This window comes from Acinetobacter suaedae (genome assembly GCF_008630915.1).
In the GTDB taxonomy this organism is placed as follows: Bacteria; Pseudomonadota; Gammaproteobacteria; order Pseudomonadales; family Moraxellaceae; genus Acinetobacter; species Acinetobacter suaedae.
Genome location: NZ_CP043909.1, coordinates 2,003,762 through 2,029,968 on the forward strand (window position 1 = coordinate 2,003,762; position 26,207 = coordinate 2,029,968).

Annotated in this window: 22 protein-coding genes; 11 read left to right on the plus strand and 11 right to left on the minus strand. The window is 38.7% G+C overall.

The features are described 5' to 3' along the window. Nucleotides 1–146 precede the first annotated feature (146 nt). Nucleotides 147–1,160: a lipoyl synthase gene (gene lipA / locus F2A31_RS09380; RefSeq protein WP_150026169.1), complete on the plus strand. Its 1,014-nt coding sequence runs from the start codon at nucleotides 147–149 to the stop codon at nucleotides 1,158–1,160. A gap of 53 nt (nucleotides 1,161–1,213) precedes the next feature. Here the strand turns inward: lipA and F2A31_RS09385 are convergent, their stop codons facing one another. From F2A31_RS09385 to F2A31_RS09400, 4 genes are all read right to left on the minus strand, one after another. Beyond that, nucleotides 1,214–1,456 carry a hypothetical protein gene (locus F2A31_RS09385; RefSeq protein WP_150026170.1) on the minus strand — a complete coding sequence of 81 codons (243 nt, stop codon included), beginning with the start codon at nucleotides 1,454–1,456 and terminating at the stop codon, nucleotides 1,214–1,216. A gap of 154 nt (nucleotides 1,457–1,610) precedes the next feature. Beyond that, nucleotides 1,611–2,717, minus strand: a complete 1,107-nt coding sequence (locus tag F2A31_RS09390) for a beta-ketoacyl-ACP synthase III (protein ID WP_150026171.1) — start codon at nucleotides 2,715–2,717, stop codon at nucleotides 1,611–1,613. A 46-nt stretch (nucleotides 2,718–2,763) separates the two neighbouring features. Continuing rightward, on the minus strand, nucleotides 2,764–6,618 hold the full coding sequence (gene hrpA / locus F2A31_RS09395) for an ATP-dependent RNA helicase HrpA (protein WP_150026172.1): 3,855 nt from the start codon (nucleotides 6,616–6,618) through the stop codon (nucleotides 2,764–2,766). 113 nt (nucleotides 6,619–6,731) lie between these two features. Beyond that, nucleotides 6,732–7,892, minus strand: coding sequence for a sterol desaturase family protein (locus F2A31_RS09400; protein WP_150026173.1), 1,161 nt, complete (start codon nucleotides 7,890–7,892; stop codon nucleotides 6,732–6,734). Between the two features lie 346 nt (nucleotides 7,893–8,238). On the opposite strand from F2A31_RS09400, the gene ahpC reads away from it, so the two are divergent. Then, entirely contained in the window at nucleotides 8,239–8,802 is a 564-nt protein-coding gene (gene ahpC, locus F2A31_RS09405; protein ID WP_005090931.1) for an alkyl hydroperoxide reductase subunit C, read from the plus strand. A 219-nt stretch (nucleotides 8,803–9,021) separates the two neighbouring features. After that, nucleotides 9,022–9,237: a KTSC domain-containing protein gene (locus F2A31_RS09410; RefSeq protein WP_150026174.1), complete on the plus strand. Its 216-nt coding sequence runs from the start codon at nucleotides 9,022–9,024 to the stop codon at nucleotides 9,235–9,237. Nucleotides 9,238–9,275: 38 nt separating this feature from the next. Here the strand turns inward: F2A31_RS09410 and F2A31_RS09415 are convergent, their stop codons facing one another. Further along, nucleotides 9,276–10,469, minus strand: coding sequence for an alkane 1-monooxygenase (locus F2A31_RS09415; protein ID WP_150026175.1), 1,194 nt, complete (start codon nucleotides 10,467–10,469; stop codon nucleotides 9,276–9,278). Nucleotides 10,470–10,587: 118 nt separating this feature from the next. On the opposite strand from F2A31_RS09415, the gene F2A31_RS09420 reads away from it, so the two are divergent. Continuing rightward, nucleotides 10,588–11,607 (plus strand): AraC family transcriptional regulator, encoded by a 1,020-nt coding sequence (locus F2A31_RS09420; protein ID WP_150026176.1) that lies wholly within the window; start codon nucleotides 10,588–10,590, stop codon nucleotides 11,605–11,607. A 3-nt stretch (nucleotides 11,608–11,610) separates the two neighbouring features. On the opposite strand, the gene F2A31_RS09425 is transcribed toward F2A31_RS09420, so the two are convergent. Both F2A31_RS09425 and F2A31_RS09430 read right to left on the minus strand, forming a co-directional pair. Further along, complete coding sequence (locus F2A31_RS09425) at nucleotides 11,611–12,198, minus strand: O-methyltransferase (protein WP_150026177.1); 588 nt, start codon at nucleotides 12,196–12,198, stop codon at nucleotides 11,611–11,613. Nucleotides 12,199–12,242: 44 nt separating this feature from the next. Further along, complete coding sequence (locus tag F2A31_RS09430; RefSeq protein ID WP_150026178.1) at nucleotides 12,243–12,461, minus strand: DUF1653 domain-containing protein; 219 nt, start codon at nucleotides 12,459–12,461, stop codon at nucleotides 12,243–12,245. Between the two features lie 234 nt (nucleotides 12,462–12,695). Between F2A31_RS09430 and ahpF the strand changes: the two genes are divergently transcribed. Together ahpF and F2A31_RS09440 are read left to right on the plus strand one after the other, a co-directional pair. Next, entirely contained in the window at nucleotides 12,696–14,261 is a 1,566-nt protein-coding gene (gene ahpF / locus F2A31_RS09435) for an alkyl hydroperoxide reductase subunit F (RefSeq protein WP_150026179.1), read from the plus strand. 157 nt (nucleotides 14,262–14,418) lie between these two features. After that, nucleotides 14,419–14,730: a hypothetical protein gene (locus tag F2A31_RS09440; RefSeq protein ID WP_150026180.1), complete on the plus strand. Its 312-nt coding sequence runs from the start codon at nucleotides 14,419–14,421 to the stop codon at nucleotides 14,728–14,730. Nucleotides 14,731–14,794: 64 nt separating this feature from the next. On the opposite strand, the gene F2A31_RS09445 is transcribed toward F2A31_RS09440, so the two are convergent. Then, nucleotides 14,795–15,406, minus strand: a complete 612-nt coding sequence (locus F2A31_RS09445; RefSeq protein ID WP_150026181.1) for a glutathione binding-like protein — start codon at nucleotides 15,404–15,406, stop codon at nucleotides 14,795–14,797. Nucleotides 15,407–15,645: 239 nt separating this feature from the next. Continuing rightward, nucleotides 15,646–18,108 (minus strand): ExeM/NucH family extracellular endonuclease, encoded by a 2,463-nt coding sequence (locus tag F2A31_RS09450; protein WP_150026182.1) that lies wholly within the window; start codon nucleotides 18,106–18,108, stop codon nucleotides 15,646–15,648. A gap of 183 nt (nucleotides 18,109–18,291) precedes the next feature. On the opposite strand from F2A31_RS09450, the gene trmB reads away from it, so the two are divergent. Both trmB and F2A31_RS09460 read left to right on the plus strand, forming a co-directional pair. Continuing rightward, nucleotides 18,292–19,008, plus strand: coding sequence for a tRNA (guanosine(46)-N7)-methyltransferase TrmB (trmB, locus tag F2A31_RS09455; protein WP_005082143.1), 717 nt, complete (start codon nucleotides 18,292–18,294; stop codon nucleotides 19,006–19,008). Nucleotides 19,009–19,383: 375 nt separating this feature from the next. Further along, nucleotides 19,384–19,743 carry a hypothetical protein gene (locus F2A31_RS09460; protein ID WP_005090952.1) on the plus strand — a complete coding sequence of 120 codons (360 nt, stop codon included), beginning with the start codon at nucleotides 19,384–19,386 and terminating at the stop codon, nucleotides 19,741–19,743. A 64-nt stretch (nucleotides 19,744–19,807) separates the two neighbouring features. On the opposite strand, the gene F2A31_RS09465 is transcribed toward F2A31_RS09460, so the two are convergent. After that, the gene (locus tag F2A31_RS09465) at nucleotides 19,808–20,170 is read right to left on the minus strand and encodes a 5-carboxymethyl-2-hydroxymuconate Delta-isomerase (RefSeq protein ID WP_150026183.1); all 363 of its coding nucleotides are present in this window, start codon (nucleotides 20,168–20,170) and stop codon (nucleotides 19,808–19,810) included. Nucleotides 20,171–20,180: 10 nt separating this feature from the next. Then, a complete protein-coding gene (locus F2A31_RS09470) occupies nucleotides 20,181–21,896 on the minus strand; it encodes an AAA family ATPase (protein ID WP_005082137.1) in 1,716 nt (571 codons plus the stop codon). Between the two features lie 228 nt (nucleotides 21,897–22,124). Between F2A31_RS09470 and F2A31_RS09475 the strand changes: the two genes are divergently transcribed. The 3 genes from F2A31_RS09475 (at nucleotide 22,125) to F2A31_RS09485 (ending at nucleotide 26,206) form a co-directional block, all read left to right on the plus strand. After that, nucleotides 22,125–23,090, plus strand: coding sequence for an alpha/beta hydrolase (locus F2A31_RS09475; RefSeq protein WP_150026184.1), 966 nt, complete (start codon nucleotides 22,125–22,127; stop codon nucleotides 23,088–23,090). Nucleotides 23,091–23,366: 276 nt separating this feature from the next. Continuing rightward, a complete protein-coding gene (gene eat, locus F2A31_RS09480) occupies nucleotides 23,367–24,803 on the plus strand; it encodes an ethanolamine permease (protein WP_150026185.1) in 1,437 nt (478 codons plus the stop codon). 17 nt (nucleotides 24,804–24,820) lie between these two features. Further along, nucleotides 24,821–26,206: an ethanolamine ammonia-lyase subunit EutB gene (locus F2A31_RS09485; RefSeq protein WP_005082130.1), complete on the plus strand. Its 1,386-nt coding sequence runs from the start codon at nucleotides 24,821–24,823 to the stop codon at nucleotides 26,204–26,206. Nucleotide 26,207 lies beyond the last annotated feature (1 nt).

The following is a 26,207-nucleotide window of genomic DNA, read 5'->3' on the forward strand; positions in this document are numbered from 1 at the left end:
ATAACTAATATGCGTTGAATTGATATATTTCTCAATCGTATATTTTATATATAGACATTTTTAAAATGAATACCTATTTAGTCCTATCTCACAGCAAATTTGACTATAATAACAAAAGATTTGAAATCAAAGGTCGTAGAAAAGATATGTCTGAACACCGTAAACCTGAACAGGGTCAAAAACTTCGTGGCGCAGAAAAAGTCGCAAGAATTCCTGTAAAAGTTATCCCTACGGTTGAAGTGCCTCGCAAGCCAGACTGGATTCGCGTCAAAATGACAGCACCAGACGAAGTTCAGCGCATCAAAACAACCCTACGTTCGCAAAAACTTCATACCGTTTGTGAAGAAGCAGCCTGCCCTAACCTACCAGAATGTTTTGGTGGGGGTACTGCTACGTTCATGATTATGGGTGACATTTGTACTCGTCGTTGTCCATTTTGTGACGTTGCACATGGTCGACCAAATGCACTTGACCCTGATGAACCACGCCACATGGCAGAAACAATTTCCAATCTTGGTTTAAAATATGCCGTAATTACATCTGTGGATCGTGACGATCTTCTAGATGGCGGTGCTCAACACTTTGTTGATTGTATCAAAGAAGCCCGTGCTTTGAGTCCAAATACTTTATTGGAAATTTTAGTTCCTGATTTCCGTGGTCGTATGGATATCGCCTTACGTATCATGACTGAATGCCCACCTGATGTTTTCAATCACAATATTGAAACTGTTCCGCGTTTATATAAAGCAATGCGTCCAGGTTCAGACTATCAACATTCTTTAAATCTTTTGAAAATGTTTAAAGAATACTGCCCTGATGTACCGACTAAATGTGGCTTAATGGTTGGTATTGGTGAGACAGAAGAAGAAGTGATTTCTTTACTGGATGACCTTCGTGCTCATGATGTAGATTACGTAACAATTGGTCAATATCTACAACCATCTAAGCAACATGCACCAATCGACCGCTTTGTCACACCAGAAGAATTCGAGCGTTATGCAGAACATGGTCGTAAACTCGGTTTCAGAAATATCTGGTCTGCACCAATGGTTCGTTCAAGCTACTTTGCTGATCGCCAATATCATGGTGAGCCTGTACCAGCAGTACGCCGCAAAGTAGATCCTGCTAAAAAGATCTCAGTACAAACTGTAGAAGCTTAAAGATATGAATGAATGGACGCAGCAAAACTGCGTCCTACATTTTTAGCTAATTACTATTTAGTCTGATCAAATATTTCTGGTGTTGCCCATTCACTACAACATAACCATTGTTCGGGAACCTCTGCTACAGCATCTAGCGTTGCCTCAATATCCCAGCAATGTTCCCACCCTCCAGTACTATAATCCACAACATTAACCGAATCTTTCCATTTTTCTAGCCAAGCCCCCACCTGATCGACATCATCTGATGAATCAGCATCCATTACAAAAATGGTAATTCTTTTCATGTTATCCATATAAGATAAGCTCCTATTTTTATTTTTTCATACAAATATTATTTACCACATTCAGCTGGAATCAATTCATAAGGTTTTCATAACATTTCACACTCTTTTTACATAAAAAAAGGAGCAACTTAATGCTCCTTTTGGTTTTGATCAATTTAACATTTTATGCAATATGCTTCTGCACAACAATTGAGCCGACTGAATAGCCTGCTCCAAATGAAGAAATGACCGCATATTCGCCATTACCGACCTGCGCACCTGTACGATGCATCGCAATAATTACCCCTGCAGAAGAAGTATTGGCAAACTCATCCAAGATAATCGGTGCACGTTCTAAATCAGCATCTTTACCAACAACGAGTTTTAAAATTAGCTCGTTCATATTGGCATTCGCTTGGTGCAACCAAAAACGTTTAACTTGTTCAGGTGTTAACTGCAACTTATCTAATTGTGCCGTAATGATTTTTGCAACAAGTGGACAAACTTCCTTAAATACTTTGCGCCCATCTTGACGGAACAATTTATCATCGACAACCGCATCTTCACTACGGTTTAAGAAACCAAAATTATTTCGGATATTATTTGAGAATTGAGTAAACAAATGAATATCTAAAATTTCATAGCCAGATTTAGTTTCAGTTTCTTCGATAATTGAAGCTGTCGCAACATCACCAAAAATAAAGTGTGCATCACGTGTACGATAATCTAAATGGCCTGATGTAATCTCAACATTCAGCAATAAAACACGGCGAGCACCACATTTCACTGCATCATAAGCTTGCTTTAAACCAAAGGTTGCGGCAGAACACGCCACATTCATATCATAAGCATAACCTTTGATACCCAATGCAGACTGAATTTCAATTGCAACAGCTGGATATGCACGTTGCATATTTGAGCACGCCAAGATTACAACATCGATATCTTCAGCCGTAACACCAGCATTTTCCATCGCTTGTTTTGCAGCAATGACACCCCACTCAGCTTGAAGTGAAAGCTCTTCATTACTACGCTCTTTTAAGCGAGGACGTAAACGCGTTGGATCAAGAATACCTGATTTCTCAACCACATAACGACGTTTAATGCCTGATGCTTTTTCGATAAATTCAGGACTTGAGCCGCGTAATTCTTCTAGCTCGCCTGCTGCAATTTTCTCAGCATTGTCTTGATTGTACTGTTCTACATAAGCATTTAAACTTTCAACCAACTCTTCATTGGAAATAGACTCAGTTGGGTGGAACAAACCTGTACCTGTTATACGGATGCCCATGTAAAACTCCTGTAAAGAATGGTTCTAACTTTCATTATTGCTCAGTTTAACCGATTGCTAATCGATCCCATAGTTTTTGTAATCTAGTTGGTGAAATTGGCATCTTTGTTTTCATTGGTTGAGAAAACAAAGAAATTCTCAATTCCTCTAACATCAAATACATTTCTTTGATTTTGGGATCATTTTTAAATTTAAATACTCTGTCCATCCATGGATCGACATCATCAATTGCCGCAAGGTCACGTTGTAGATTATTTGGCAAACGATCTAAACGCAATAGCAACGCTTTTAAATAACGCGGATATTCCTGCCAAATTTCACTATGTTTACTATAAACAAAGTCTGCTAATGACATTAAATCTAATTGATCCTCAATATCATCGATACTTCGGCCAAAGATTCCTTGATCTAGCACCAGCAGCTCTCGACGAATCTTCTGCCATTGAGTAAAAATTTCAGTGATATCACTTAAAACTTTCTGACCATTGATTAAAAAATGCTTCTTTACGTCAATCAATAACACATCAAATTCTTGTGCATTTTTAGGTAACGATTTAATTGAAACCTGCAAAGTCGCATAGACTAGCATTTGTTCGAGTTTAGCCCGTTCGCCTAATGGTGAATATGCCAATGCCAATGGCTTAGAAATTTGCTTTTTAAGTTGACGAATTAAATCACCTAATTGCATATGGATCAGTCGAATCACCCCTTCACGATGCTGTTTTACAGCTTCATTTTGATCATTAAAGGTTTGAATCACCACACCAGACTGATCTTTGTTTTCTAATTCAGCAAATGATTTACTTGGAACAAGCGCTTGATATTGCTTGACAATAACGCCAGTAACCTTTTGTGAAGCCTCAAAAATAAAATGTTCAGGAAAAGTTTGGAATTCCCCTTGTTGTTGCTTCACAGGACGGTGAGTTTCAACTCGACAACGTGCTTTTAATTCATCCAGATCGCGACCTTGTGCAATCAACTTACCTTTTTCATCGATCACTTTGATAAAAGGAACAAGATATTGATCAATTCGTTCAAATGAGAAATCTTTTTCTGTAATCTGCTCACCTCGTAAAGCAAAAGCGAGGTAATTAAATAGGTGCTCACGTAGATGTACAGCATCAACACCTTGTATCAGTTTTTTTGCTGTATCGGGAATTGGGACTAGATTACGGCGTTTATCTTTAGGTAATGCTTTTAATAAAGCTTCGATTAAATCTTGACGCCAGCCAGGAATCCCCCATGACCATTGCTTTTCATCCACTTGTGACAATGCTTGCACAGGAATTTTGACCGTAGCCCCATCTTCATCATGACTTGGATCAAAACGATAACTTGCTGCTAAACGCAATTGCCCGTTGTGCAAATAATCTGGAAATTGTTGCGTTGTTGGACGATCACTCATCCAGAGGGCATCATCCTCAACAAACAAATAACGGGGATTTTTTGCTTCTACCGTCGCTCGCCAATCTTCAAAACTATGTCGACTCGCCACTTCAACTGGTACACGTTCTGCATAAAATTGATAAATCGTTTCTTCATCGACCACTAAATCACGGCGGCGTAATTTATCCTCAACTCGCTCCACTTCTTCAAGTTTAAGCAAGTTATGTTTTAAAAATGCAGGTGTAATGCCTAAATTGCCAGTCGTGAGTGCATCACGCAGGAAGATTTCATGTGCAGCTGCCTGATCAACTTTCTCAAAGTTCACTAGACGTTTAGGTTCGATAATCAGACCGAATAAGGAAATTTGAGCATAGGCATTTACTATGCCACCTTTTTTTGACCAATGCGGCTCAAAATAGTGATATTTCAATAGGTCTCGAGCAGCCAACAAGATCCATTCTGGATCTATTTTCGCCAAGGTACGCAGATAAACTTGGGATGTTTCTACCATCTCAAATGCCATCACCCACGCTGTATTAGTTTTATGTAATGTGCTGGCTGGGAAAACTTTGGCTTTTTGCTGACGAACAGCCATAAAGGTATTACGTTCATCAGTTTTATTGGCAATAAATGAAAGTAAACCCGTTAATAATGCACGATGTAGGTTTTCATAATTTGCACCCTTTTCATTAAAACTAAGTTTTAAACCTTCGGCTAATTCAACCAACTGCTGATGGGTTTGTTTCCATTCTCGCAAACGTAACCAACTCAAGAAATGTTGACGTGCAAACTGACGACGTTTATTTTCAGATTGAGCATCAGGACTGGTTTGTAAGGTATTCCACAGTTTTAAATAAAATAAAAAGTCAGAATCCGCTTCTTTGAATAAAGCATGCTTTTGATCTGCCTGCATTTGTTTATCTGCAGGTCTCTCACGAGGATCTTGAATAGCAAGTGCACTGACAATAATCAAGGTTTCTTTCAGTACACCAAAATGAGCACCACCGATAATCATCCGTGCTAAACGTGGATCAATCGGCATACGCGCCATCATTTGGCCCACTTTAGTTAAATCATTCTTACGTTCGTTTAATGCACCTAACTCAATAAGCAACTTACGGCCATCATTCACCAAACGGAAATCAGGTGGCTCGATAAAATCAAAATCTTCCAAACTACCTAAACCGAGGCTTTGCATTTGCAAAATAACCGAAGCCAAATTGGTTCGTTTAATTTCTGGCTCTGTAAATTCGGGACGGCTTAAAAAGTCTTCTTCGCTATATAGACGAATACACACACCCGCTGCTATACGACCACAACGTCCTTTACGTTGATTGGCTGCTGCTTGTGAAATCGCTTCAATTGGCAAGCGCTGAACACGCGATCGATAGTTATAACGTGAGATACGCGCAAATCCACTATCAATCACATAGCGAATATTTGGAACAGTCAATGCAGTCTCAGCAACGTTAGTCGCGATAATAATACGGCGACCTTTACCACCAGGATTAAAGATCTTTTGTTGTTCGGCGAGTGCCAAACGTGCATACAAAGGCAATACCTCTGTATGACGTGGTCCATATTTTTGCAAGGTTTCTTGTAATTCGCGAATTTCTTGCTCTGTACTAGCAAAAATCAAAATATCTGCATGTTCAGGATGCCCTTTTGCTTCAGCATCAGCAAAACACTCTTCAACCGCCTGAACAACGGCTCTAGGCAGATTTTCTTCAAAGTCATCGAACTCATCATCATCACTACCGATAATACTCAACTCTGAAATCGGACGATAACGCACTTCAACAGGATAACTTCGCCCTTCAACTTCAAAAATTGGCGCATTATTAAAGTATTGACTAAAACGATTTACGTCTAAGGTTGCAGACGTAACAATCACCTTTAAATCTGGACGCTTCGGTAATAATTGCTTGAGATAACCCATGATAAAGTCAATATTGAGTGAGCGTTCATGTGCTTCATCAATAATGATGGTATCGTATTTTGATAAGAATCGATCATTGGTCAATTCTGCTAACAGGATACCGTCAGTCATTAACCGAACGATCGAGTCCTGCGAACCTTGCTCATTAAAGCGGACCTTAAAACCAATTGACTCACCAAGCTTCTCACCCACCTCTTCGGCGATACGCTGAGAAACACTACGCGCCGCCAAACGACGTGGTTGTGTATGTCCGATCATACCTGTCAGCCCCCGACCTGCAAGCATTGCAATTTGAGGAAGCTGTGTGGTTTTTCCTGAACCAGTTTCACCCGCCACAATGATCACTTGATGCTTCTGAATGGCTTCAATTAAACGATCTGCATATTGCGTAACAGGTAAATCTTGATTGAGCTTGATCGTAGGTAATCGAGCTAGACGTTGTTTGACTTTATGATTGGACTGTTCAAAAAGCTTTTTGATTTCTGCTGTTTCTGTTTTCTTATCCTTGCGCAGTCGATTTAAACGGTGACGGTCACGTGCCATAACCAATTGATCTACATTTAAATGACTCTGCACTGAACAGCTTTCCTAAAAAACAAAATAGTCGGCTATTTTACGCGTTAAAGCCTTACTATGCAAAGAAACCACAGCAATCTATGGATGATATTGCTGTGGCTCTCGTTTCGTTTTTATGATTTAGATGAGGAGTTAAAGTGATTACGTAATCGTTTTACGTACTTTTTAAAGGGCCAAGTAAATTGCTTCACAAAGCTATTGGGGATCTTATATCCTACCGTGCCATATACACTCGCCAAGTGATTCGGCATATACACACTCTTAAAAATAACATCATATACAGGAATAAATGCGGCATAGTTTTTATCAATTGCTGGTTTTTCTGATGAATGATGCCAGTGATGAAACTCAGGTGTCGCAATAATCCAACGTAGATATGGAAAACGAAAGCGTACATTTGAGTGAATGAATATCGCATGAAAAGAAATAAAAATGAGATAAGCAAAGACTGCTGATGTATGAAAACCAAGTAAAAAAATGGGTAAAGTCGCAATAAAGCGCGTCATTAACACTTCAACCACATGCAAACGTGAAGAAGCTAGCCAATCCATATATTCAGTAGAATGATGAATTGCATGAAAGCGCCAAAGGAAATCGATCTCGTGCATCGCTCGATGCAACCAATACACCACAAAATCTACAACAATCAACAACTCAATAAACTGTAACCAAATCGGCTGAGCTTGTACATAAGGAACGATTGGATTATTTGGTAGATGTGTAATCCAATACTGAATCGGCATGACTGTCAAAAATGTAAAAAGCTGAATTCCGATGTGACTAAACATGAAATATTTCATATCTGTCACCCACCCTACACGTAGAATTTTTTGTTCAGGGTTTTTGGCAAAAAAACCTTCTAGTGGAATGAAAACAAGCGCTAAAATTACAAGCGTTAAGATAAAATAATCAATGCCAGCATAAAATGGCAAACTTGGTAGTGTGGGTGCTTCAATCAAACCACACCCTAAAACCGCAGCAACTAAAGCAAAGCAAAGACCGTAAAAACCATAACGATTTTGACGAACAATTGAACTGAATACACCAAACCCTACACTGATAATGATTGCTAACATTAAGCTAAAATAGAAAACATCATAATATTGTGTATAAAAAGGACGAAGTTCAGGCATGGTCAGTACAGTTGGAAACAAAAAACACAATGCACCGAATATGCTTAACATCCCCAAAGATACCGAAATAAAGGCACTAATTTTCCCCAACCCAGCATTGAGTTCTAAATTCTCAAATTTTGCTCTTAATTGATCAGTCATTGTTAAAATTAAATCGCTATATATACGAGCAACTTGGCTCACAGCTTAAATTATAGTCTAGAAATTAAACATTTTTATAATTTTTTCAATTCTACCCTTGAATTTTGATGACAGAAACTGCATGTTGTCTAACACATTAATTTTAACTGTCCTGTCATCTAGTCGTCATGAATTTGGCGTCAAATCAGGATAAATTTGGGGAAAAATATGGATTTAAGTCGAATTATTCAATTTTCCGATTTTAGTCATGTAAAAATACTATTTCCCCAATAATGAAAAATTATTTATTCTACACCTCGTAAACAAGTTCCTAGTTTAAAGATAAACCTCAATCATGGAGACAATGATGAGCTTAATTAATACTGAAGTTAAACCATTTAAAGCAACTGCATACCATCACGGTCAATTTGTTGAAGTTACAGAAGCAGATCTTAAAGGTAAATGGTCTGTAGTATTCTTCTACCCAGCAGACTTCACTTTTGTTTGCCCAACTGAATTAGAAGATTTGGCTGACAACTATGCAGAATTCCAAAAACTAGGTGTTGAAATTTACGGTGTTTCTACTGACACTCACTTCACGCACAAAGCATGGCACGATACTTCTGAAGCGATCAAAAAAATCCAATACCCATTAATCGGCGATCCAACTTGGACTCTTTCTAAAAACTTTGACGTTTTAATCGAGTCTGCTGGTCTTGCTGATCGTGGTACATTCGTTATCGATCCAGAAGGTAAAATCCAAATCGTTGAAATCAACGCTGGTGGTATCGGTCGTGATGCAAACGAATTGCTTCGCAAAGTAAAAGCTGCTCAATACGTTCACTCTCACCCAGGTGAAGTTTGCCCAGCTAAATGGAAAGAAGGTGAAGCGACTCTTGCTCCATCTATCGACTTAGTTGGTAAAATCTAATTCATTAGATTAAACACATAAGTCTGAAACCACCCTTTTGGGTGGTTTCTTTTTTAATACGATGACATTATTAAATTATTAACAATTCTTATACTTATATCTTCATAGCAAAGTTCATTTATCAATTGTCAGATGCTTACACTTGGAGTACTGTCAAATTATGGAATCAAGAGTTTTTATATATGTAACAAATGATCAAAACTGTATGGGGGCAAATAGATGAAAAAAACTGTTATTGTAACCTCTTGGAAATATGATGTTTCTACGCGTTATTTGAAAATTTTTTATAACAATGGCTCTGGTGAGCTTTACCACCCTGTTCCTGAATTTATCTATAATAATTTACTCCGTTCTACAGATAAAACCGCATTTGTCCACAAGTATCTCGAATTTGATCTGCATTTTAAACGGCTCTGTATTTCAGCTTCGCCATAAAAAAATCAGCCTGATTGAGGCTGATTTTTCTTATCTATCTATGCAGCATCATGCTTTAAGTCATATTTTTCTAACAGTTTCTCTTTTGCTCGTGGATAGACATTGATTCTACTTAAGTCTCCTTTATAGTGTTTTATCACACGCTCATCCATAATCTTTGACCACCATGACGGAATAAAAGCAGGTAAAATCATGGCGCCATAACCTGCCGGAAGTTGGGGTGCATCATCAAAATGACGCAAGGTCTGAAAACTTCGTGTAGGATTTGCATGATGATCTGAATGACGCTGTAATTGGTACAAAAATAAATTTGTCACCACATTATTATTGTTCCAGCTATGCTCTGGCAAGGTACGCTCATATTTTCCATTAGCTAATTGCTGACGTTTTAAACCATAGTGCTCAATATAATTGACTGATTCAAACAAGGTGACAGCATAAGCAGCCTGAGTCATTTGAAATGGTATAGAACGTACACCAAATTTGCTCAACATGACTGCATGATAAATTGCAGACATCGCCCAACCATGGATTAATTCATTTTCTTTGCTAAAGAATGGTAATTTTTTCCGCTCTAAGCGATTCTTTTCTATTTCAATAGCGGACTTAAAGCTACCAATAACTGTTCTTGGCAAGAATTTCCAAAAGCTCTCGCCAAACTGTGAAGAAGCAGGATCTTCAGGTGTCGCAACACGACGATGATGTCCATAAGGATGCTCGATACGGAAATGATTATACCCTGATGGTACCAATGCTAAATGTGATAAATAATGCTCTAACTTTCCACTTTTATGACTGAGTTCATGTGCGGTATTGATCGCAACACCATTGACCATCCCCACCAAAGTACCCAATAAGATTTGATCAGCCACAGATGTATTTTTTCGGCTTGCAAGATAAGCACCATAGACATTTGTTGCGTATTGCAAAGGAATATATAACTTCACAATACGTGCATAATAGGGATCAGCTTCTAGATCTGCAATTGCATCCACTGGAGGATTTTCAGTGTCCTCACCGATTAATTTATCTAAACTAGGAATCACGCCATGCAAAAATAATGGACCAAATGAAGCAAAAAACTTTTTTGTTTTCTTTGGACCAAATTGATACCCCGCCAAACCACTCATTGCGATTGCAGGAACTGCCAATCCCAATAACCACCAATGTCGTTTTTTGTCTCTAAATTTTACAGTTGCTTGCTCTATATTAAATTGAGTCTGCATATTCATTAGAAACTCCTTCTATCAAATATTGGTTTTCTTGCTTAAATTGTGTTCTTTTAAAGAAACCCTTTATTATCATTTTAAGACTTGATATTATCATTTTAAGACTTTTTGATTAATTAAAATGCAACAACAGCAAATCCCTGTCATTCCATCTCGTTATTATTTACGGCTAATTGACATATTAATTCAAACAAATCAATATGATAATGTTTTACTAACTGCCATTAGAGATCAACTTTCCGCATCTGACCTCCTATCTATCCAACAGATTGAACAATTCATAGAACTCGGCTTAAGCCTCCCCAATACCAAAGATTTAGCATTCCAATTAGGCAAAAATATTAAACTGAGTTCACACAGCTTAGTAGGCTATGCCCTCATGACAAGCCCTCACCTAGAACATGCATTAAAACTTATTGCACAATATTTTAGGTTGATCATGCCAAGCTTTAAGTTATCTATTCAATATTTAAAAGATCAGCAAAAAGTTGAGTTATTATTTGAACCAATCTTGAAAATGAATAAACAATGCCTAGCTTTTCATATCGAAGCAATTGCCGTCGCTTTTTACTACAGTTTATTAGAATTGGCAGGGCAACAGTTACAACGCTATCAAGTCTATCTTAGTGTACCCGAACCAAAATATAAAGAACAGTATGTACATTTAATTAAAGCCCATTTTACTTTTAACTACTCATGGATTTCAGGTATTCGTGTAGTGATTGATCAACAGCAACTTGCGCTGCCATTACCTCTAGCGGATGCGCATAGTTTGAAAGTAGTTGAACAACGTTGTCAGGAGCAAATCCAAAAGATCTACCATCAAGGCGAAATTGTAGAATGGGTAAGTATGATGCTACGTCAAGCAAATCAAATTCCGACATTAAAAGAATGTGCAAAAGTGCTGAATATCTCGACGAAAACCCTACAACGTTATTTGCAGCAGCAAGGTGTTGAATTTCATCGGTTGAAACAAGAAATCAGCGTTGAACGGGCAATAGATTTACTTGAGAACTCAAGCTTTACCATTACTCATATTGCTTATGAATTAGGGTATTCCAATCCAGCTAATTTTACACGTGCATTTCATAAGGTGATGGGATGTAGCCCTCAAAGCTACCGTTTGAATCTTAACAAATAATAATTATCGAGCAACCACTAAACATAGACCAGCACCCACAGGTAAAATGGTACTCATAAAGTTATCATCCAGTCGTATTAACTCTAACATTTCCTTTACTTCAGCCGCATGAGAAATGACGTTATCGATGATTAAACTACTACCACAAGACTGCATTAAACGTTTTAAATCTTCCCAATAACTGACATAACTGCCGCGCTCAGCATCCAATAAGATGAAATCAAATGGATCATTCGCTTCCGCCAAATAAACAGATGCATCCCCTACCCAGAAATCAATAAAGTGCTCTAAGCCAAACTCCTCAGCGTATTTTTTTGCCTGAGCACTGCGAAACGCATTAATTTCTAAAGTCTGAACTTTAGCACCTACAGCCTTGGCTGCTTCAGCCAGCCATAGTGTTGAATACCCAGTCGATGTTCCTATTTCTAAAATTCGTTTAGATTGTTGTGAACGCACCAACATAGCCAGCAACTTTGCAGATTCTGCTTCAATATTGCGATAACGCTTTAAACGATCAGACTGTCGAGCATCATGCTGTTTAAATTCATCATACAAATCAGCAATACGTTGCAAAAAAACTGTGCTGGTCATATTTAGACTCTCCCATGATGCTCAAAACTTAATGCTTAGTACAATTAAGTGCTTTGTAGTAACTTAAATCGTGGTATGACCTGACCATCTTCAAGCTGGACAGTCTCTTTGAACATACCCAGTGGACGCACCCACATTGAATAATCACCATATAAACATTGATAAACCACCAACTCTTCTTCCGTTTCACTATGTCGTGCCACATGAAAAACTTGATAAAGTTGTCCTTTATAATGCTGATAGATACCACGTTGTAATGTCATATGACTTGCCTTCTAGTTATGCCATGAAATGATTGCAGTTATATAACAAGTTTAAGTGCAATTCATAATTGATCACTTGCTAAATGATTAAAAAACACCATATTTTAACTTAAAATTCAAAAAACCGATTGAACTCATAAAAACATACTGTTTCCTCTATGCTGAACTTTTGCGTACTATAGCCCCATGAAATTAATTTAGCCGACTTGAACTGCTTAGAATTTGGAGATTTGCATGTTAGATCAAAATATTAAAACTCAATTAAAAGCTTACTTAGAACGTTTAGAAAGTCCAATCGAGTTGGTGGCTGCTTTAGATGATTCAGATAAAGCTGCGAAAGTAAAAGAACTCGTGACTGAAATTGCTGAACTGTCTGATCAAGTTACGGCGCGTTTTGACGGTTCAAACGCTCGCCGTCCGAGTTTTGGTGTTGCCAAAGCAGGTGAACAACCGCGTGTGTTCTTTGCGGGTTTACCAATGGGACATGAGTTTACCTCTTTGATCTTGGCATTGTTACAAGTTTCAGGCTACGCACCTAAAGTTTCTGATGAGGTTTTAAATCAGATCAAAGGCTTAAATCTTAAAGCAAACTTTGATGTGTTTATTTCATTGAGCTGCCATAACTGTCCAGATGTAGTTCAAGCCTTGAACTTGATTGCTATTTATAACCCAAATACCACGACCACCATGATTGATGGTGCGTTCTTCCAAGATGAAGTGGAACAACGCAAAATCTTGGCCGTGCCAATGGTGTTCCAAGATGAGCAACATATCGGTCAAGGTCGCATGACTTTGGAAGAAATCATTGCCAAGTTAGACAGTAACTCAGCAGAAAAAGATGCTGCGATGATCAATGCCAAAGATGCATTTGATGTCTTGGTGATTGGCGGTGGTCCTGCGGGTGCAACTGCGGCAATCTATGCGGCACGTAAAGGAATTAAAACAGGTATCGTCGCTGAGCGCTTTGGTGGTCAGGTCATGGATACCATGGACATTGAAAACTTTACCTCAGTGCAAAAGACCCAAGGTCCAAAGTTTGCGGCTGAAATGGAAGCACATGTCCGTGAGTATGATGTCGATATCATGAACCTTCAACGTGTGAGCAAAGTGACTGGTGCGGATCAAACAGCAACGGGCTTGGTTGAGGTTGAACTGGAGAATGGTGCCAAACTAGAATCCAAAACCATTATTCTTTCAACTGGTGCACGTTGGAGAGAGATGAATGTACCAGGTGAAGCTGAATATCGTACCCGTGGTGTCGCTTATTGCCCGCACTGTGATGGTCCATTGTTCAAAGGTAAACGTGTTGCTGTGATTGGTGGTGGTAACTCTGGTGTGGAAGCTGCGATTGATCTTGCTGGGATTGTTGAACATGTAACCTTGGTTGAGTTCGACACCAAACTTCGAGCTGATCAAGTATTACAAGATAAGTTAAACAGCTTATCTAATACGACGGTGATCATGAATGCATTGAGTACTGAAGTGCTTGGAGATGGTTCACAAGTGACTGGCTTGAAGTATAAAGATCGCGCTACAGACGAAGAACATGTGGTTGAGCTTGCAGGGATCTTTGTTCAAATTGGTTTATTACCAAATACAGATTTCTTAAAAGACAGCGCTATTGAATTGAGTAATCGTGGTGAGATCATGGTGAATGATCGCAATGAAACCAATGTGAAAGGTGTTTTTGCTGCAGGTGACTGTACTACAGTGCCTTATAAGCAAATCATCATTGCCACAGGTGAAGGCGCGAAAGCATCGCTCTCTGCTTTTGATTATATGATTCGTTCTGGCGTTTAAACTGCTTTAAAAAACATGTGCACGCATTTACATTTCTCAGTGTAAGTGCGTGTTTTTACAAGTTATCAACAAATTTTCAACTTTCTTATTCCTAAACTTTGTGTTTATATTTTTGTTATCCACTTTTTGGATGCCACAACGAAAAGGAAATATGAAAATGAATAAATTACTTGTTGCTTTAGGTCTTGCTGCGACTGTTGCTCTTGTTGGATGTAGTAAAGAAAAAGCGCCTGAAACAGGTGCAACAACTGGTGAACACTTAGAGCATGCTGCTGAACAAGCAGGTCATGATGTTGCAACTGCTGTCGATTCGGCTGCTGATCAAATCGATGCTGCTGCTGACCACACTGCAACTGCAACGGCTGAAGCTGCTGCAGAAACCGAAGCTGCTGCACGTGATGCCGCTGCGAATGTTGCGGGTACGGTTGAATCTGCTGCTGCTGATGTAAAAGAAAAAGCTCAGCAATAATCTATTGAAACTAAAAAGCCTCTGTCATTCACTGATCAGAGGCTTTTTAATGCTATATGGATAATTAACCCAATAAACCTTCATCTCGCATTGCAATCTGAACGGATTGACGCTCTGCAACTTTATTACGTAGCGCAATGATATTGATATAAGGTGTTAGATCATGCTCAATATGATTTGACCAATTTGTTAATACAAATAAGTATGCATCTGCTGGGCCAAAGTTATCATCAACTAAATAATCATACTCAGACTCAGCTAAATAATTATCAATATATTTGAGTAGACGATCAATCTCTGCATACGCTTTGGTTTTCTCATCATTGGTTAATTGACCACTAAAGAAAACAGCATATGCATCATGCAACTCTGAGTTTAAATATCCTAACCACTCAAGAACTTTCGCACGTCCCATGCCTGATGGCGGAATTAAATCTTGCTTAGGATCATGCTGAGCCAAAAACGGTAAAATTGCCACATTTTCAGTTAACATTAAACCCGGATTAATTTCTAAAGCAGGTACATAACCTTTCGGGTTGATTTCATAATAATCCACACCTTTTTCGGTTTTATGTGTTTTTAAATCAACGCGTTCTAAATCAAAATCTACATTTATTTCATTTAAAATAATATGTGCTGCCAATGAGCAAGCACCAGGTGAATAATACAACTTCATGTTTGATCCTTGTTATCTAACTCTTATGTTCTAAAACGCTTGACCAAAATTTGCAAAGTATGTTTTCACAAATTTGTCAATAAACGTAAAATGCCTGTTCATCTGACTATTGGCGAATTTATGCGATTTTGCAAGTAGTCTTATGTCAACTTTTTATAGTGATCGTATACATCCTGTTCAAATAAACTTAATTGTTTAGAAGAGCAGATCATTTTCTACTCTTCTCAGTATTGAACCAATTAAACTTTCACTTTTCGAGAACGTAACGAATAACCCGTAAGCCCCAATAATCCTAATATCGACAACCATCCAAAACTTCCTGAAGAACTTTTTTGGGTAGATGGCTTATTCTCAGTATCTTGTAAATCAATATCCACAATCACAGGGTCATGATCGGAAGAGCGATAAGGGTCTTCTGCGAAGAATAAGGCCTTTTGCTCATCGGTTTTATATTCTTCGTTATAATCCAAAACGGTTGGCTCATCCGCATTGATATGCCAAGCAAAAGCTTTTTTGACCTTACTGTAAAGATTAGAATCCGCAATGGCATGGTCTAAATTACCAGCGCCACCATAACCGTCAGCATTACTGGATACACCAAACACATAGCTATAGGCCTGTTCACCTTGTCCAATCGTTTTGTCATTCAATAGCACTTTATAATTTGCTTTTTCTAGAGCCAAGATTGGGTCTTCTTTGGCATAACTATTCATATCACCTAATAACAAAATATTTGGCGTTTCAACTTGAGTTGGATTTTTTGCTGCCCATTGAATTAATTGCTCCACCGCCTTAACACGTGTTGGATTCCAACATCCCTGCCCATCTTTCTGATCTGCATCTAGTGATGCTGCATTTACTCCAGAACAGCTTTTAGATTTAAGGTGATTCGGTATCACCGTCAACATTTGCTTTCCTGAAATAGGCTGGAAGGTTTGCGCAATTGTGGTTCTGTTTTTATCTCCCAAATCCAAAACCACAGGTTTATTTACAGGTTTGACACGCTTACTGTTATAAATAATTGCGACCGCAATCGCATCTGTACCCAAACGATCTAAGTTTTCTGGTACCACATAACGCCAATCCGTACCTAAAGCACGAGTGAGATAAGCAATCGCACTGTCTTCGCCAAAACCATTGTTGGCAATCTCCATTAGACCATAAATATCAGCATCAATTGCTCGCATCGCACTGACAATCTTACGATGTTGTTTATCAAACTCTGCTTGCGAAGTTGCACCACGCTCAGTTGGAAAACCATTTTTACCATTATCGTAATTCAGGACATTGAATGCTGCCGCACGAATTAACTTATCTTCTTTGGCAATTACAGTTGGCCGTTCTGGTGTAGGTTTAATAATCGTCGGAAGATTACCATCTTGAATTGGTTGAATACGCCAACCATTGAATCGGTATTCTAAGATACCTTCAACATTTTGTAGTTGATGCCCAACCCTCAATGTATTGGCTGCACTAAAATTCTGAGGTAACCACGGTGTTCTGTTTTGATTGTTGTAACCGTCATCTAAAATAATTTTTGATAATAAATTTTTCTGTGCTAACTCTTTTGCTTCGTTAGATAATGGTGCATGTAAGTTAGTTGGAATATACAAGCGCCCTAAGCTTAAAGATAATTCGCCAAAACGACCATAATTATAGTTTTCACTGATGGTTAAGCTTTGTGGAAGTTTAACCAACATGCCCTGATAACGTTGTGGAGAGTTTTCAGTTAATTCTGTCAGACTTCTAAAAGGTAAATTCAAACTGATTGGCTGAATCTGACCTAACATATTGAAGTTACAAGTTTGAATGTCTTGCTGAATTTGATCGATTTGCAATTGATTTTGATAAGCGGTTAGGCGTCCTCGTAAAACCACTTCATCACCGACTTTCCCACCTTTAATCGTACTACTTGCTGGTATATAGACGAAAATGGCGTTGCTGATATTCGCCTTCGCTTTGCTATCTGGTGTTTGTACATAAAAACCCGAGAAGCCATTGTTATAACGATAATCTGCGGTAATCACACCACGTACCGTATAATTCTGCCCCTGTGTTGCTTGCTGATTTAGATCAGCGATTGCAGTATTTGAACTAGAACAACTAATCGTCTCATCGGTAGGCGGCGGTGTTGTAGATCCTGTGAGATTGGAAAAATCATTTCGATCTGTCCAAGCTTTCCATGCGCTGTCTAAATCAAAACTTGTTGTTGGATCAATCTCAGTCGCGGGATTTGTGTTTTGCAGGCGGGTAAAACTATTGCCTTTGCTAAACACGGTATTTCCCCAACCATTCACAGGCTGCTCACCGACTCGCCCAAAACGATCAACAACTTTGCCCTTATGTACCAGTACAATTGCATCATCCCCATTGAATGATAATGCTGCAACCTGATTGACCTGAGAGCCTAGTACTGCTTGTAATTCAGTACGACCAACTAGAAATTTGGCTTGACTCGCCAACGTACCTTGTAGCTGGAAAGCCACAGTTTTCGTCAATGCACCATTATTAAACTGCTGAATTTCATATTCAGCCAAATTTGCAGCTGTCGCATCTGGATTGTAGATTTCCAAGCCTTTTTTATTACTACTACCATCCACATATTGGCTAAACATCAGTTGAGCATATGCTTGTGAAAAAGCTGAACAAGCGCCAAGAAGACCAAGGCAAACAGTGACTGTACGCAATTTAAATGTTTTCATCGTATTTTACTTTATATTCAAATCGCCATTAGCCTATTCAATCTTTGTGACATCTGGATGAAGAATTGCTTGCATGTCTTCAGTAATTTTAAAAATGATTGAGCAAATAAAATCATTTAAAGATTTGACTTGACCCCGTGAACACTTAAAATACGCCTTTTCTATCTTTATATCTCCAGAATCATGTCAACCGATCAGTTAGAAACGCAAATTACCGAACTCGACAATTTGCCAGAGCACCGTGAAATTGTGACATTTATGCGTCGTTCAGCACCGCTCAACACTTCACAACGCACTGCTTTAGAAAATTATCGTGATTTAATTTTGGAATATCCTGTTGGCGATCTACGTCAGCATTTTGAACATCCTGAACGCCCTCTAACCGTCGAAATTGGTTTTGGTATGGGACGTTCTTTGGTTTTGATGGCAAAAGCGAATCCTGAACGTAACTTTGTTGGGATCGAGGTACATGTCCCTGGTATCGCACAATGTGTTTATGAAGCGGGCATGGCCGAGCTAAAAAACTTACGTGTACTGGATGCTGATGCGATTCAAGTACTTCGTGAGATGCCTGATAATAGTATCGACTGTGTACAACTATATTTCCCTGATCCATGGCAAAAAAAGCGTCATTTTAAACGTCGTTTTGTGATCCATGAACGCATGCAATTGGTTGAACAGAAACTCGCGTTAGGTGGAACATTCCACGCTGCAACCGATTGGGAACCATATGCAGAGTGGATGCTTGATGTTTTAGACAATCGCCCAAATTTGGAAAACTTGGCAGGTAAAGGCAATAGCTACCCTCGCCCAGACTGGCGTCCTGTGACAAAATTCGAGCGTCGTGGTATCGAGTCTGGTCACAAAATCAATGATTTCATTTTTAAGAAAATAAATTAGAGCCTAGCCAACTTTAACTTATTTAAACTTTATAGCATTAAATATCATTTATTTAATGCTATTTTTATGTCTAGTGATATTTAAATCAATCTTATAAATAGTGGACTTTTTAGCCACAAGATAGCCACCAAACCTATTCCTCTATAAATTAGTCTCAAGATTGAATATCTCATAAAAAAACAAACAATTTTGCTGATAAGAGAGTCATTAAAATACAAGTGTTTACATGATCTATAAATATCTGTGTCAATGTTGAGCTAAAATTAAAGCTGACAAGGTGTATCATTTACTAATCAATTAACGTGTTGTTAGCTGCCATCCCCTAGTGAATGAGCACAGCCATGTCAATTAATGATGAAAGATAGGATAACTTTTATGGAAAAAACACTGCAATGTCCGAAATGTGGTTCTACAGAAATTGAAACACGTGATCATGACAAATTACTGAAAACCACTGGCGGTGTTTTAATGACTGCTGCTGGCACAACAGCAGGTACTGTAGGCGGTGCAGCGACGGGAGCATCCGTAGGTGCAGCGATTGGTACCGTAGCGGGTCCATTAGGAATCATTGTCGGTGGTACAGTAGGAACATTTGTTGGTGCAATCAGTGTGGGAATCACTGGCGGTGTGGTGGGTAATATTTTTGGAAAAAAAGCAGGTGTCATAATCGACAAAAATATTTTTCAGGACTATCGCTGCTTAAAATGTAACTACCGCTTTAAATTAAAAAATTAATATGACAGGAAAAACAAAAAATCTGGCATCTAAGCCAGATTTTTTTATAACCTGTTTTGCTCAGCTAAGCAATTGCCTTAAAGTAGTTTTCTTTTGGCATATCAATCACTTCAATGCAAAGTTGTATCGGAAACTCAAACTCGGATTTCAAATATATTTTATGCTCAAGCGTCCTTAGCAAACTCTGTCCTAAAATTTGCTTTTGTGCTGCAGACCGTCCACTGAGCAGATAAAGTTTCAGATGAATATAAGCATCTTGTACATTACCCAGACCAATCAAAAACATTTCATCTTTGAAAATACGAGATTTAATATCATTTGCATCAAATAGCGCTGTTGCAATTAATGATGTGTTAATTTCTTGAAGCAACTTCTGTTGATCTAAATCAATCAGTTGTGCTGAGTAATTCACCGTGATATGTGGCAATGTATTCCCCTTACTCAACAAATAACAAAGCTAATCGAACTTGGTCATAAGACATTCTAGGACTCGTTGCCTCTACAATTGGGCGTAACTTGATCGCACCATCATCGGTAAAATGCTCGGGATTCTTACGTTTATGCAAACGTTTATAAATCTTGCGCACTTCTTCCACCACTTCATCGCCGGGATGTGCAACAGAAATATCTAAAGCTTGTTCTTTATGCAAACGTGCCAAATGATTAATAATCGTCGCAGGCGTTAATCCACGCTCATGTGCAATGTCTTCGATCTCATAGCCACCCTCAAACAAAGCTCTCGTTTCATCTAAGGTCGCGGTTGCATAATTTTGCTTCGTACCGCTTTTGGATAATTTCTTTTCATTGCGTGCAATTTCGGTTGTATTTAAGGTACCGCCACAATGACGAATAAATGCATTATGCTGCGTGGTTAAATCAACATTTTCAAAATTTGCTTCTGCTTCCGTGGATAACTCCTGAAAACGGCGGTCTGCTTTTATCGCCAAACTGTCCAGCTCTAACGCCTGCTGATTAAACCCAAGTAATCTAAGTCCACTTAGTGACTTTAATCGAGACAGTGCCACATAGCCCTGACCTTTCTCAAAAGTATGCGTTAAATTGATTTCAGCCGCTTCAAGTGTCATTCCCTGACTCTTATGAATGGTAATCGCCCAAGCCAAACGCAAAGGAATTTGTTGAAAGCTTGCGATCGCTTTACCTGCTTCGTTTTCTATAGACCATGTTTCAGGTTCCACTAACAACGTTGTGCCATCAGTTAACTTTACTTTAGGGAGTAATCCCTGTTGATCATCTTCCTCAAAACCAATAACTTCTCCTAAACTGCCATTGATATATCCCATATCAAAATTATTTTTAACAAACATAACTTTGGCGTTTTTTTTCAAGCTCAGCTCTTCTGGGGCACGCACAGAGGATTTTAAGGTTTCGATGAGCTTCTCATTGCCATCTAGCACAGCATTGAATTGATGGCTTTCAGTGTCGATCTCATTTAAATGTTGATAATTGATATTATCTACATCCATATTATGAGTATATAACCGAGTAAAGGTATCACCGATATCTTGATCACGAGATTGTTGTAAAGCCTGAATATGATCCGCCTGAATATTTTGAGCGCGAATCGCATTTAAGATCTGATTCAGTATTTCATCGTCTTGACGATGCTGTTCAGTGAGATAACAAACTCTAAATTTCGCCTCAACCCAAGCATCAGACATAAAACAAAACTTATCGCGGTTGGCTTCACCATTACGCCCTACAGGCGGCAACTGAAAGAAATCGCCAGCCACAATAACCTGAATTCCACCAAAAGCCTCATCGCTTTCTTTGAAATATTTCAATACTTGATTGACCAGATTAAGCTGCTTGGCATGCAGCATGGAAATTTCATCAATAATCAGAACTTGGGCATTTTCTAAATGCTCTTTTAAATATTTACGTTCTTTCATTCGCTTGAGATCATCATCACTCAAACTATCTTTAATTCCAATCCCCGCCCATGTATGAATCGTCATTCCATTCATATGAGTTGCTGCAATCCCTGTAGATGCCGTAATTGCAACGGGAACTTTTCGCACTTTTAGATAATGAATATATTGATTAAGCGTATAGGTTTTTCCTGCACCTGCTGAACCTGTCAAAAAAACATTTTCCCCAGCTTTTAAAAGTTTCAGTGCAGTCTCTTGTTTCATAATTTCATCAGTCAAAAACAACAGCACATAGCTTAACGATTTTTTTCCAAAAATAAAAACTCAAACAAGAAAACTTGGCTTGGGTATTTTAAAATTTTTGATCGACTAACACATTCAGTCATCTAAGTGTCAACTGATGGCTATGAACCCTTTGGATCTTATATTTTCATTGACATATTGGTCTTTTCATTTATGGTGGTTATAAATAAATTCGGGCTGAATATAAAAATGAATAGCTTAAATCTACATACTTATCAACCAGATATACTCGGTGATGATTACCAACAACTGACTTTAAATTTTGCTGTTGATTATGATGGAAAAGTAGTTGCAACATTGGTACGCAAGAAAGTAAATCAAGCTACAAAAAAAGCAGTGTTATATATTCATGGTTTCGCCGATTATTTTTTTCAAACTGAAATGGCTGAACAGTTTAACCAACAAGGTTATGACTTCTATGCGCTTGATCTAAGAAAATACGGACGTTCAAAACTTCCACATCAAAAACTGTATTACGTTTTAGATCTGCGTGAATATGATGCAGAAATCAGCAAAGCGCTCGAAATCATTGGTCAAGAAAATCACAATCAGGTACTACTTGCAGGTCACTCGACAGGCGGATTAATTACAACGCTCTACGCAGCACATTACCCTGATCATCGCCTAATCAAAGCAGTCTGGGCAAACAGTCCATTTTATGATTTTTATAAAAGTACTATTGAAAAAAAAGTTGGTATACCTTTACTCAGTAAAGTTGGAAAACGCTTACCCAATGCCAAGTTCCCAAGTGGTCTAAATCAGTGGTATACACCTAGCCTACACAAAGCATTTTATGGTGAATGGGACTTTAATTTAAACTGGAAACCAAAATCTGTTCCGTTTGTCCGATTATGCTTCGTTCATGCAATTCATGAAGCACAAAAAGAAATTCACCACGGTATCCACCTCAACGTTCCAATCCTGATTATGCACTCGCACCAATCTAAATACCCAAAAAAATGGGGTGTAGATGCACAGCAAAGTGATGTTATTCTTGATGTAAAAGACATGACACATAATGCAAAAAAAATGAAAGGCGACGTACAAACACTCGCTATTCAAAATGGTTTGCATGATTTGGTACTGTCTGCACCAACAGTCCGAACAGAGGTTTATCAACAACTCTTCCAATGGTTGGATCAAAAGATCAACTGATACCATCAATCATCAAGGAACTTCATATGTGTCTTGAAGTTCCTTTTTCCCAGCTGTTCCGCACCATTTTAGAACAACATAAAATATAATTTATTTAGTTGTATCTATTTTTAAGCAAATTCCACGATTCATAACGATTATAAACTCAGCTATAAAAAGTCAAAAACATCTGTTTTTACCATTTGGAATAAAAAATATTTAAAAAATCTGCATTTCTAAATTTAGGCATTACTTTTGCACTGTTAGATACAAGTTCACTCTGAGGAGTAAGATTGTATGGACCATGCAAACACTGTATCAACCACATCAACAAGTGCAGATATTTCATCGACTGAGTATTTTTCTCAGCGTCAACTCAAACAAGGTACAGTTGGTTGGCTTCTCCTCATTGGTTTAGGTGTCGCCTATGTTATTTCGGGTGATTTCGCTGGCTGGAATTTTGGCATAGCCCAAGGTGGCTGGGGTGGCCTGTTTGTTGCGACAATTCTAGTCGCAATCATGTATCTGTGTTTATGTCTATCTATGTCGGAAATGTCGACCATGATGCCGACTGCAGGTGGTGGTTATAGTTTTGCACGAGCAGCTTTCGGTCCATTCGGTGGTTATCTGACAGGCACAGCTATTTTAATTGAATATTCGATTGCTCCAGCTGCGATTGCTGTTTTTATTGGTGGTTATTGTGAGGCACTGTTTGGTCTGAATGGTTGGATGGTGTATTTGAGCTGTTATTTGATCTTTATGGGCATTCATTTAAAAGGCGCAGGTGAAGCGCTAAAAATCATGTTTGTCATTACCTCAGTAGCAGTCATCGCCCTTGTGGTATTTGTTGCTGCAATGGCACCACACTTTAAAGCACAAAATTTATTTGATATTCCAGCTGGCGTGGCGACAGGTGCAAGTGCTTTTCTCCCACACGGCTATTTGGGTATTTGGGCAGCTGTGCCTTTTGCAATTTGGTTTTTTCTTGCTGTTGAGGGGGTTCCACTCGCAGCAGAAGAAGCAAAAGATCCAGCAAAATCATTACCTCGAGGACTCATTGGTGCGATGTTGATCTTAACAACCTTCGCAATCTTGATCTTAGTCTTAGGTGCTGGAGCTGCTGGTGCAAGCACATTACAAAACTCAGACGCACCGTTAGTTGATGCACTAACGAAAGTATATGGAACAGGGACATGGCTTGCGACTTTTGTAAACTTCGTTGGCTTGGCGGGCTTAATAGCAAGCTTTTTCTCGATTATCTATGCTTATTCGCGTCAAATTTTTGCGCTCTCCCGAGCTGGATATTTGCCAACCTCGCTATCACTTACGAATAAAAATAAAGCACCTTATTTGGCTATTATTATTCCGGGCATTATTGGCTTTTTTCTTTCACTTAGCCGTGAAGGTGACTCACTGATTTTAATTGCGGTGTTTGGTGCGACCATTTCCTATGTACTGATACTTTTGGCACATATCAAATTACGTTTATCAAAACCTCATATGCCGCGCCCCTACAAAACACCTGGTGGCATTTTTACTTCAAGCATCGCCTTAGTCCTAGCAATTGGGGCAGTAGTAGCGGGTTTCGTTGTTAATCCTAAAATTTGGTTTATCGCTGCGGCAATCTATGCCTGCTTTATTGCTTACTTTTTATTCTACAGCCGTTATCATTTAATTAAAGGTACGCCAGAAGAAGAGTTTGCCAATATCAAAGCAGCAGAAGAACAAACCTAATAGAATAAGGAATCACAATGAGCTATCGAATTATGGTTGCCAATCAGCAATACCACTTTGCTGATTTAAAGACGCTCATGGCAAAAGCAACACCTTTACGCTCGGGCGATGAGTTAGCAGGTATTGCCGCACTGGATGCAACTGAACGCGTTGCTGCACAAATGGCTTTGGCTGATGTACCACTTAAAACATTTCTCAATGAAACTGTGGTCGATTACGACATAGACGAGATTACACGATTAATCATTGATGAACACAATCAGAATGCTTTTGCTCCAATTTCACATTTCACAGTCGGTGACTTTAGAAATTGGTTACTTGGCGAACACGCGACCACTGAAACATTATCCAATCTTTCTTCTGGACTTACACCAGAAATGGTGGCTGCTGTAAGCAAAATCATGCGCAATCAAGATTTGATTTATGTAGCCAGCAAATGTGAAGTCATCACCCAGTTCCGCAATACCATTGGACTCAAAGGACACCTCTCTACCCGCTTACAACCCAACCATCCCACTGATGATGTACTGGGCATTTCAGCCAGTATTCTAGATGGTTTAATGTACGGTAATGGTGATGCAGTAATTGGAATTAATCCTGCGACAGACAATTTGCATAATCTAGCAGAGTTATTAAAACTCATCGATCATGTTATTCAAGAATATCAAATTCCAACCCAATCCTGCGTACTCACACATATCAGCTCAGGTATTCAACTGGCTGAGAAAAATGTGCCGATTGATTTGATGTTTCAATCAATTGCAGGAACACAACGTGCCAACGAAGGGTTTGGTATTTCACTAGAACTATTACAAGAAGGTTATGAAGCAACGTTAGCACTAAATCGCGGTACTTTAGGACAAAATGTCATGTACTTTGAAACAGGACAAGGCAGTGCTTTATCTAGTAATGCTCATCATGGTGTCGATCAACAAACACTCGAAACACGTGCTTATGCCGTTGCACGAAAATATAACCCCCTTCTTGTAAATACCGTCGTTGGTTTTATTGGTCCTGAATATCTCTACAACGGCAAACAAATTATCCGAGCAGGCTTAGAAGATCATTTTTGTGGAAAATTACTCGGCTTACCGATGGGTTGTGATATTTGCTACACCAACCATGCTGATGCAGATCAAAATGATATGGATGTATTACTCACTTTATTTGGAGCAGCAGGACTTAATTTCATAATGGGTATCCCCGGCTCTGATGATGTCATGCTGAATTATCAAACTACTTCATTTCACGATGCTTTGTATTTAAGGCAATTATTAGGTTTGAAACCTGCCCCTGAGTTTGCTGCATGGTTAGAACAACAAGGTATTTTTAAACAACAACATGCAAAAATTCACTGGTCTGATCATATGCCAGAGAAATTTTCACGTTTACTCATGCATTAGG

Bases quoted from the DNA above. Each gene is read 5' to 3' on its own strand.
- lipA (WP_150026169.1), top strand. From the start codon at position 147: ATGTCTGAACACCGTAAACCTGAACAGGGTCAAAAACTTCGTGGCGCA.
- F2A31_RS09385 (WP_150026170.1), bottom strand. From the start codon at position 1,456: ATGGATAACATGAAAAGAATTACCATTTTTGTAATGGATGCTGATTCA.
- F2A31_RS09390 (WP_150026171.1), bottom strand. From the start codon at position 2,717: ATGGGCATCCGTATAACAGGTACAGGTTTGTTCCACCCAACTGAGTCT.
- F2A31_RS09400 (WP_150026173.1), bottom strand. From the start codon at position 7,892: ATGACTGATCAATTAAGAGCAAAATTTGAGAATTTAGAACTCAATGCT.
- ahpC (WP_005090931.1), top strand. From the start codon at position 8,239: ATGAGCTTAATTAATACTGAAGTTAAACCATTTAAAGCAACTGCATAC.
- F2A31_RS09410 (WP_150026174.1), top strand. From the start codon at position 9,022: ATGAAAAAAACTGTTATTGTAACCTCTTGGAAATATGATGTTTCTACG.
- F2A31_RS09415 (WP_150026175.1), bottom strand. From the start codon at position 10,469: ATGAATATGCAGACTCAATTTAATATAGAGCAAGCAACTGTAAAATTT.
- F2A31_RS09420 (WP_150026176.1), top strand. From the start codon at position 10,588: ATGCAACAACAGCAAATCCCTGTCATTCCATCTCGTTATTATTTACGG.
- F2A31_RS09425 (WP_150026177.1), bottom strand. From the start codon at position 12,198: ATGACCAGCACAGTTTTTTTGCAACGTATTGCTGATTTGTATGATGAA.
- F2A31_RS09430 (WP_150026178.1), bottom strand. From the start codon at position 12,461: ATGACATTACAACGTGGTATCTATCAGCATTATAAAGGACAACTTTAT.
- ahpF (WP_150026179.1), top strand. From the start codon at position 12,696: ATGTTAGATCAAAATATTAAAACTCAATTAAAAGCTTACTTAGAACGT.
- F2A31_RS09440 (WP_150026180.1), top strand. From the start codon at position 14,419: ATGAATAAATTACTTGTTGCTTTAGGTCTTGCTGCGACTGTTGCTCTT.
- F2A31_RS09445 (WP_150026181.1), bottom strand. From the start codon at position 15,406: ATGAAGTTGTATTATTCACCTGGTGCTTGCTCATTGGCAGCACATATT.
- F2A31_RS09450 (WP_150026182.1), bottom strand. From the start codon at position 18,108: ATGAAAACATTTAAATTGCGTACAGTCACTGTTTGCCTTGGTCTTCTT.
- trmB (WP_005082143.1), top strand. From the start codon at position 18,292: ATGTCAACCGATCAGTTAGAAACGCAAATTACCGAACTCGACAATTTG.
- F2A31_RS09460 (WP_005090952.1), top strand. From the start codon at position 19,384: ATGGAAAAAACACTGCAATGTCCGAAATGTGGTTCTACAGAAATTGAA.
- F2A31_RS09470 (WP_005082137.1), bottom strand. From the start codon at position 21,896: ATGAAACAAGAGACTGCACTGAAACTTTTAAAAGCTGGGGAAAATGTT.
- F2A31_RS09475 (WP_150026184.1), top strand. From the start codon at position 22,125: ATGAATAGCTTAAATCTACATACTTATCAACCAGATATACTCGGTGAT.
- eat (WP_150026185.1), top strand. From the start codon at position 23,367: ATGGACCATGCAAACACTGTATCAACCACATCAACAAGTGCAGATATT.
- F2A31_RS09485 (WP_005082130.1), top strand. From the start codon at position 24,821: ATGAGCTATCGAATTATGGTTGCCAATCAGCAATACCACTTTGCTGAT.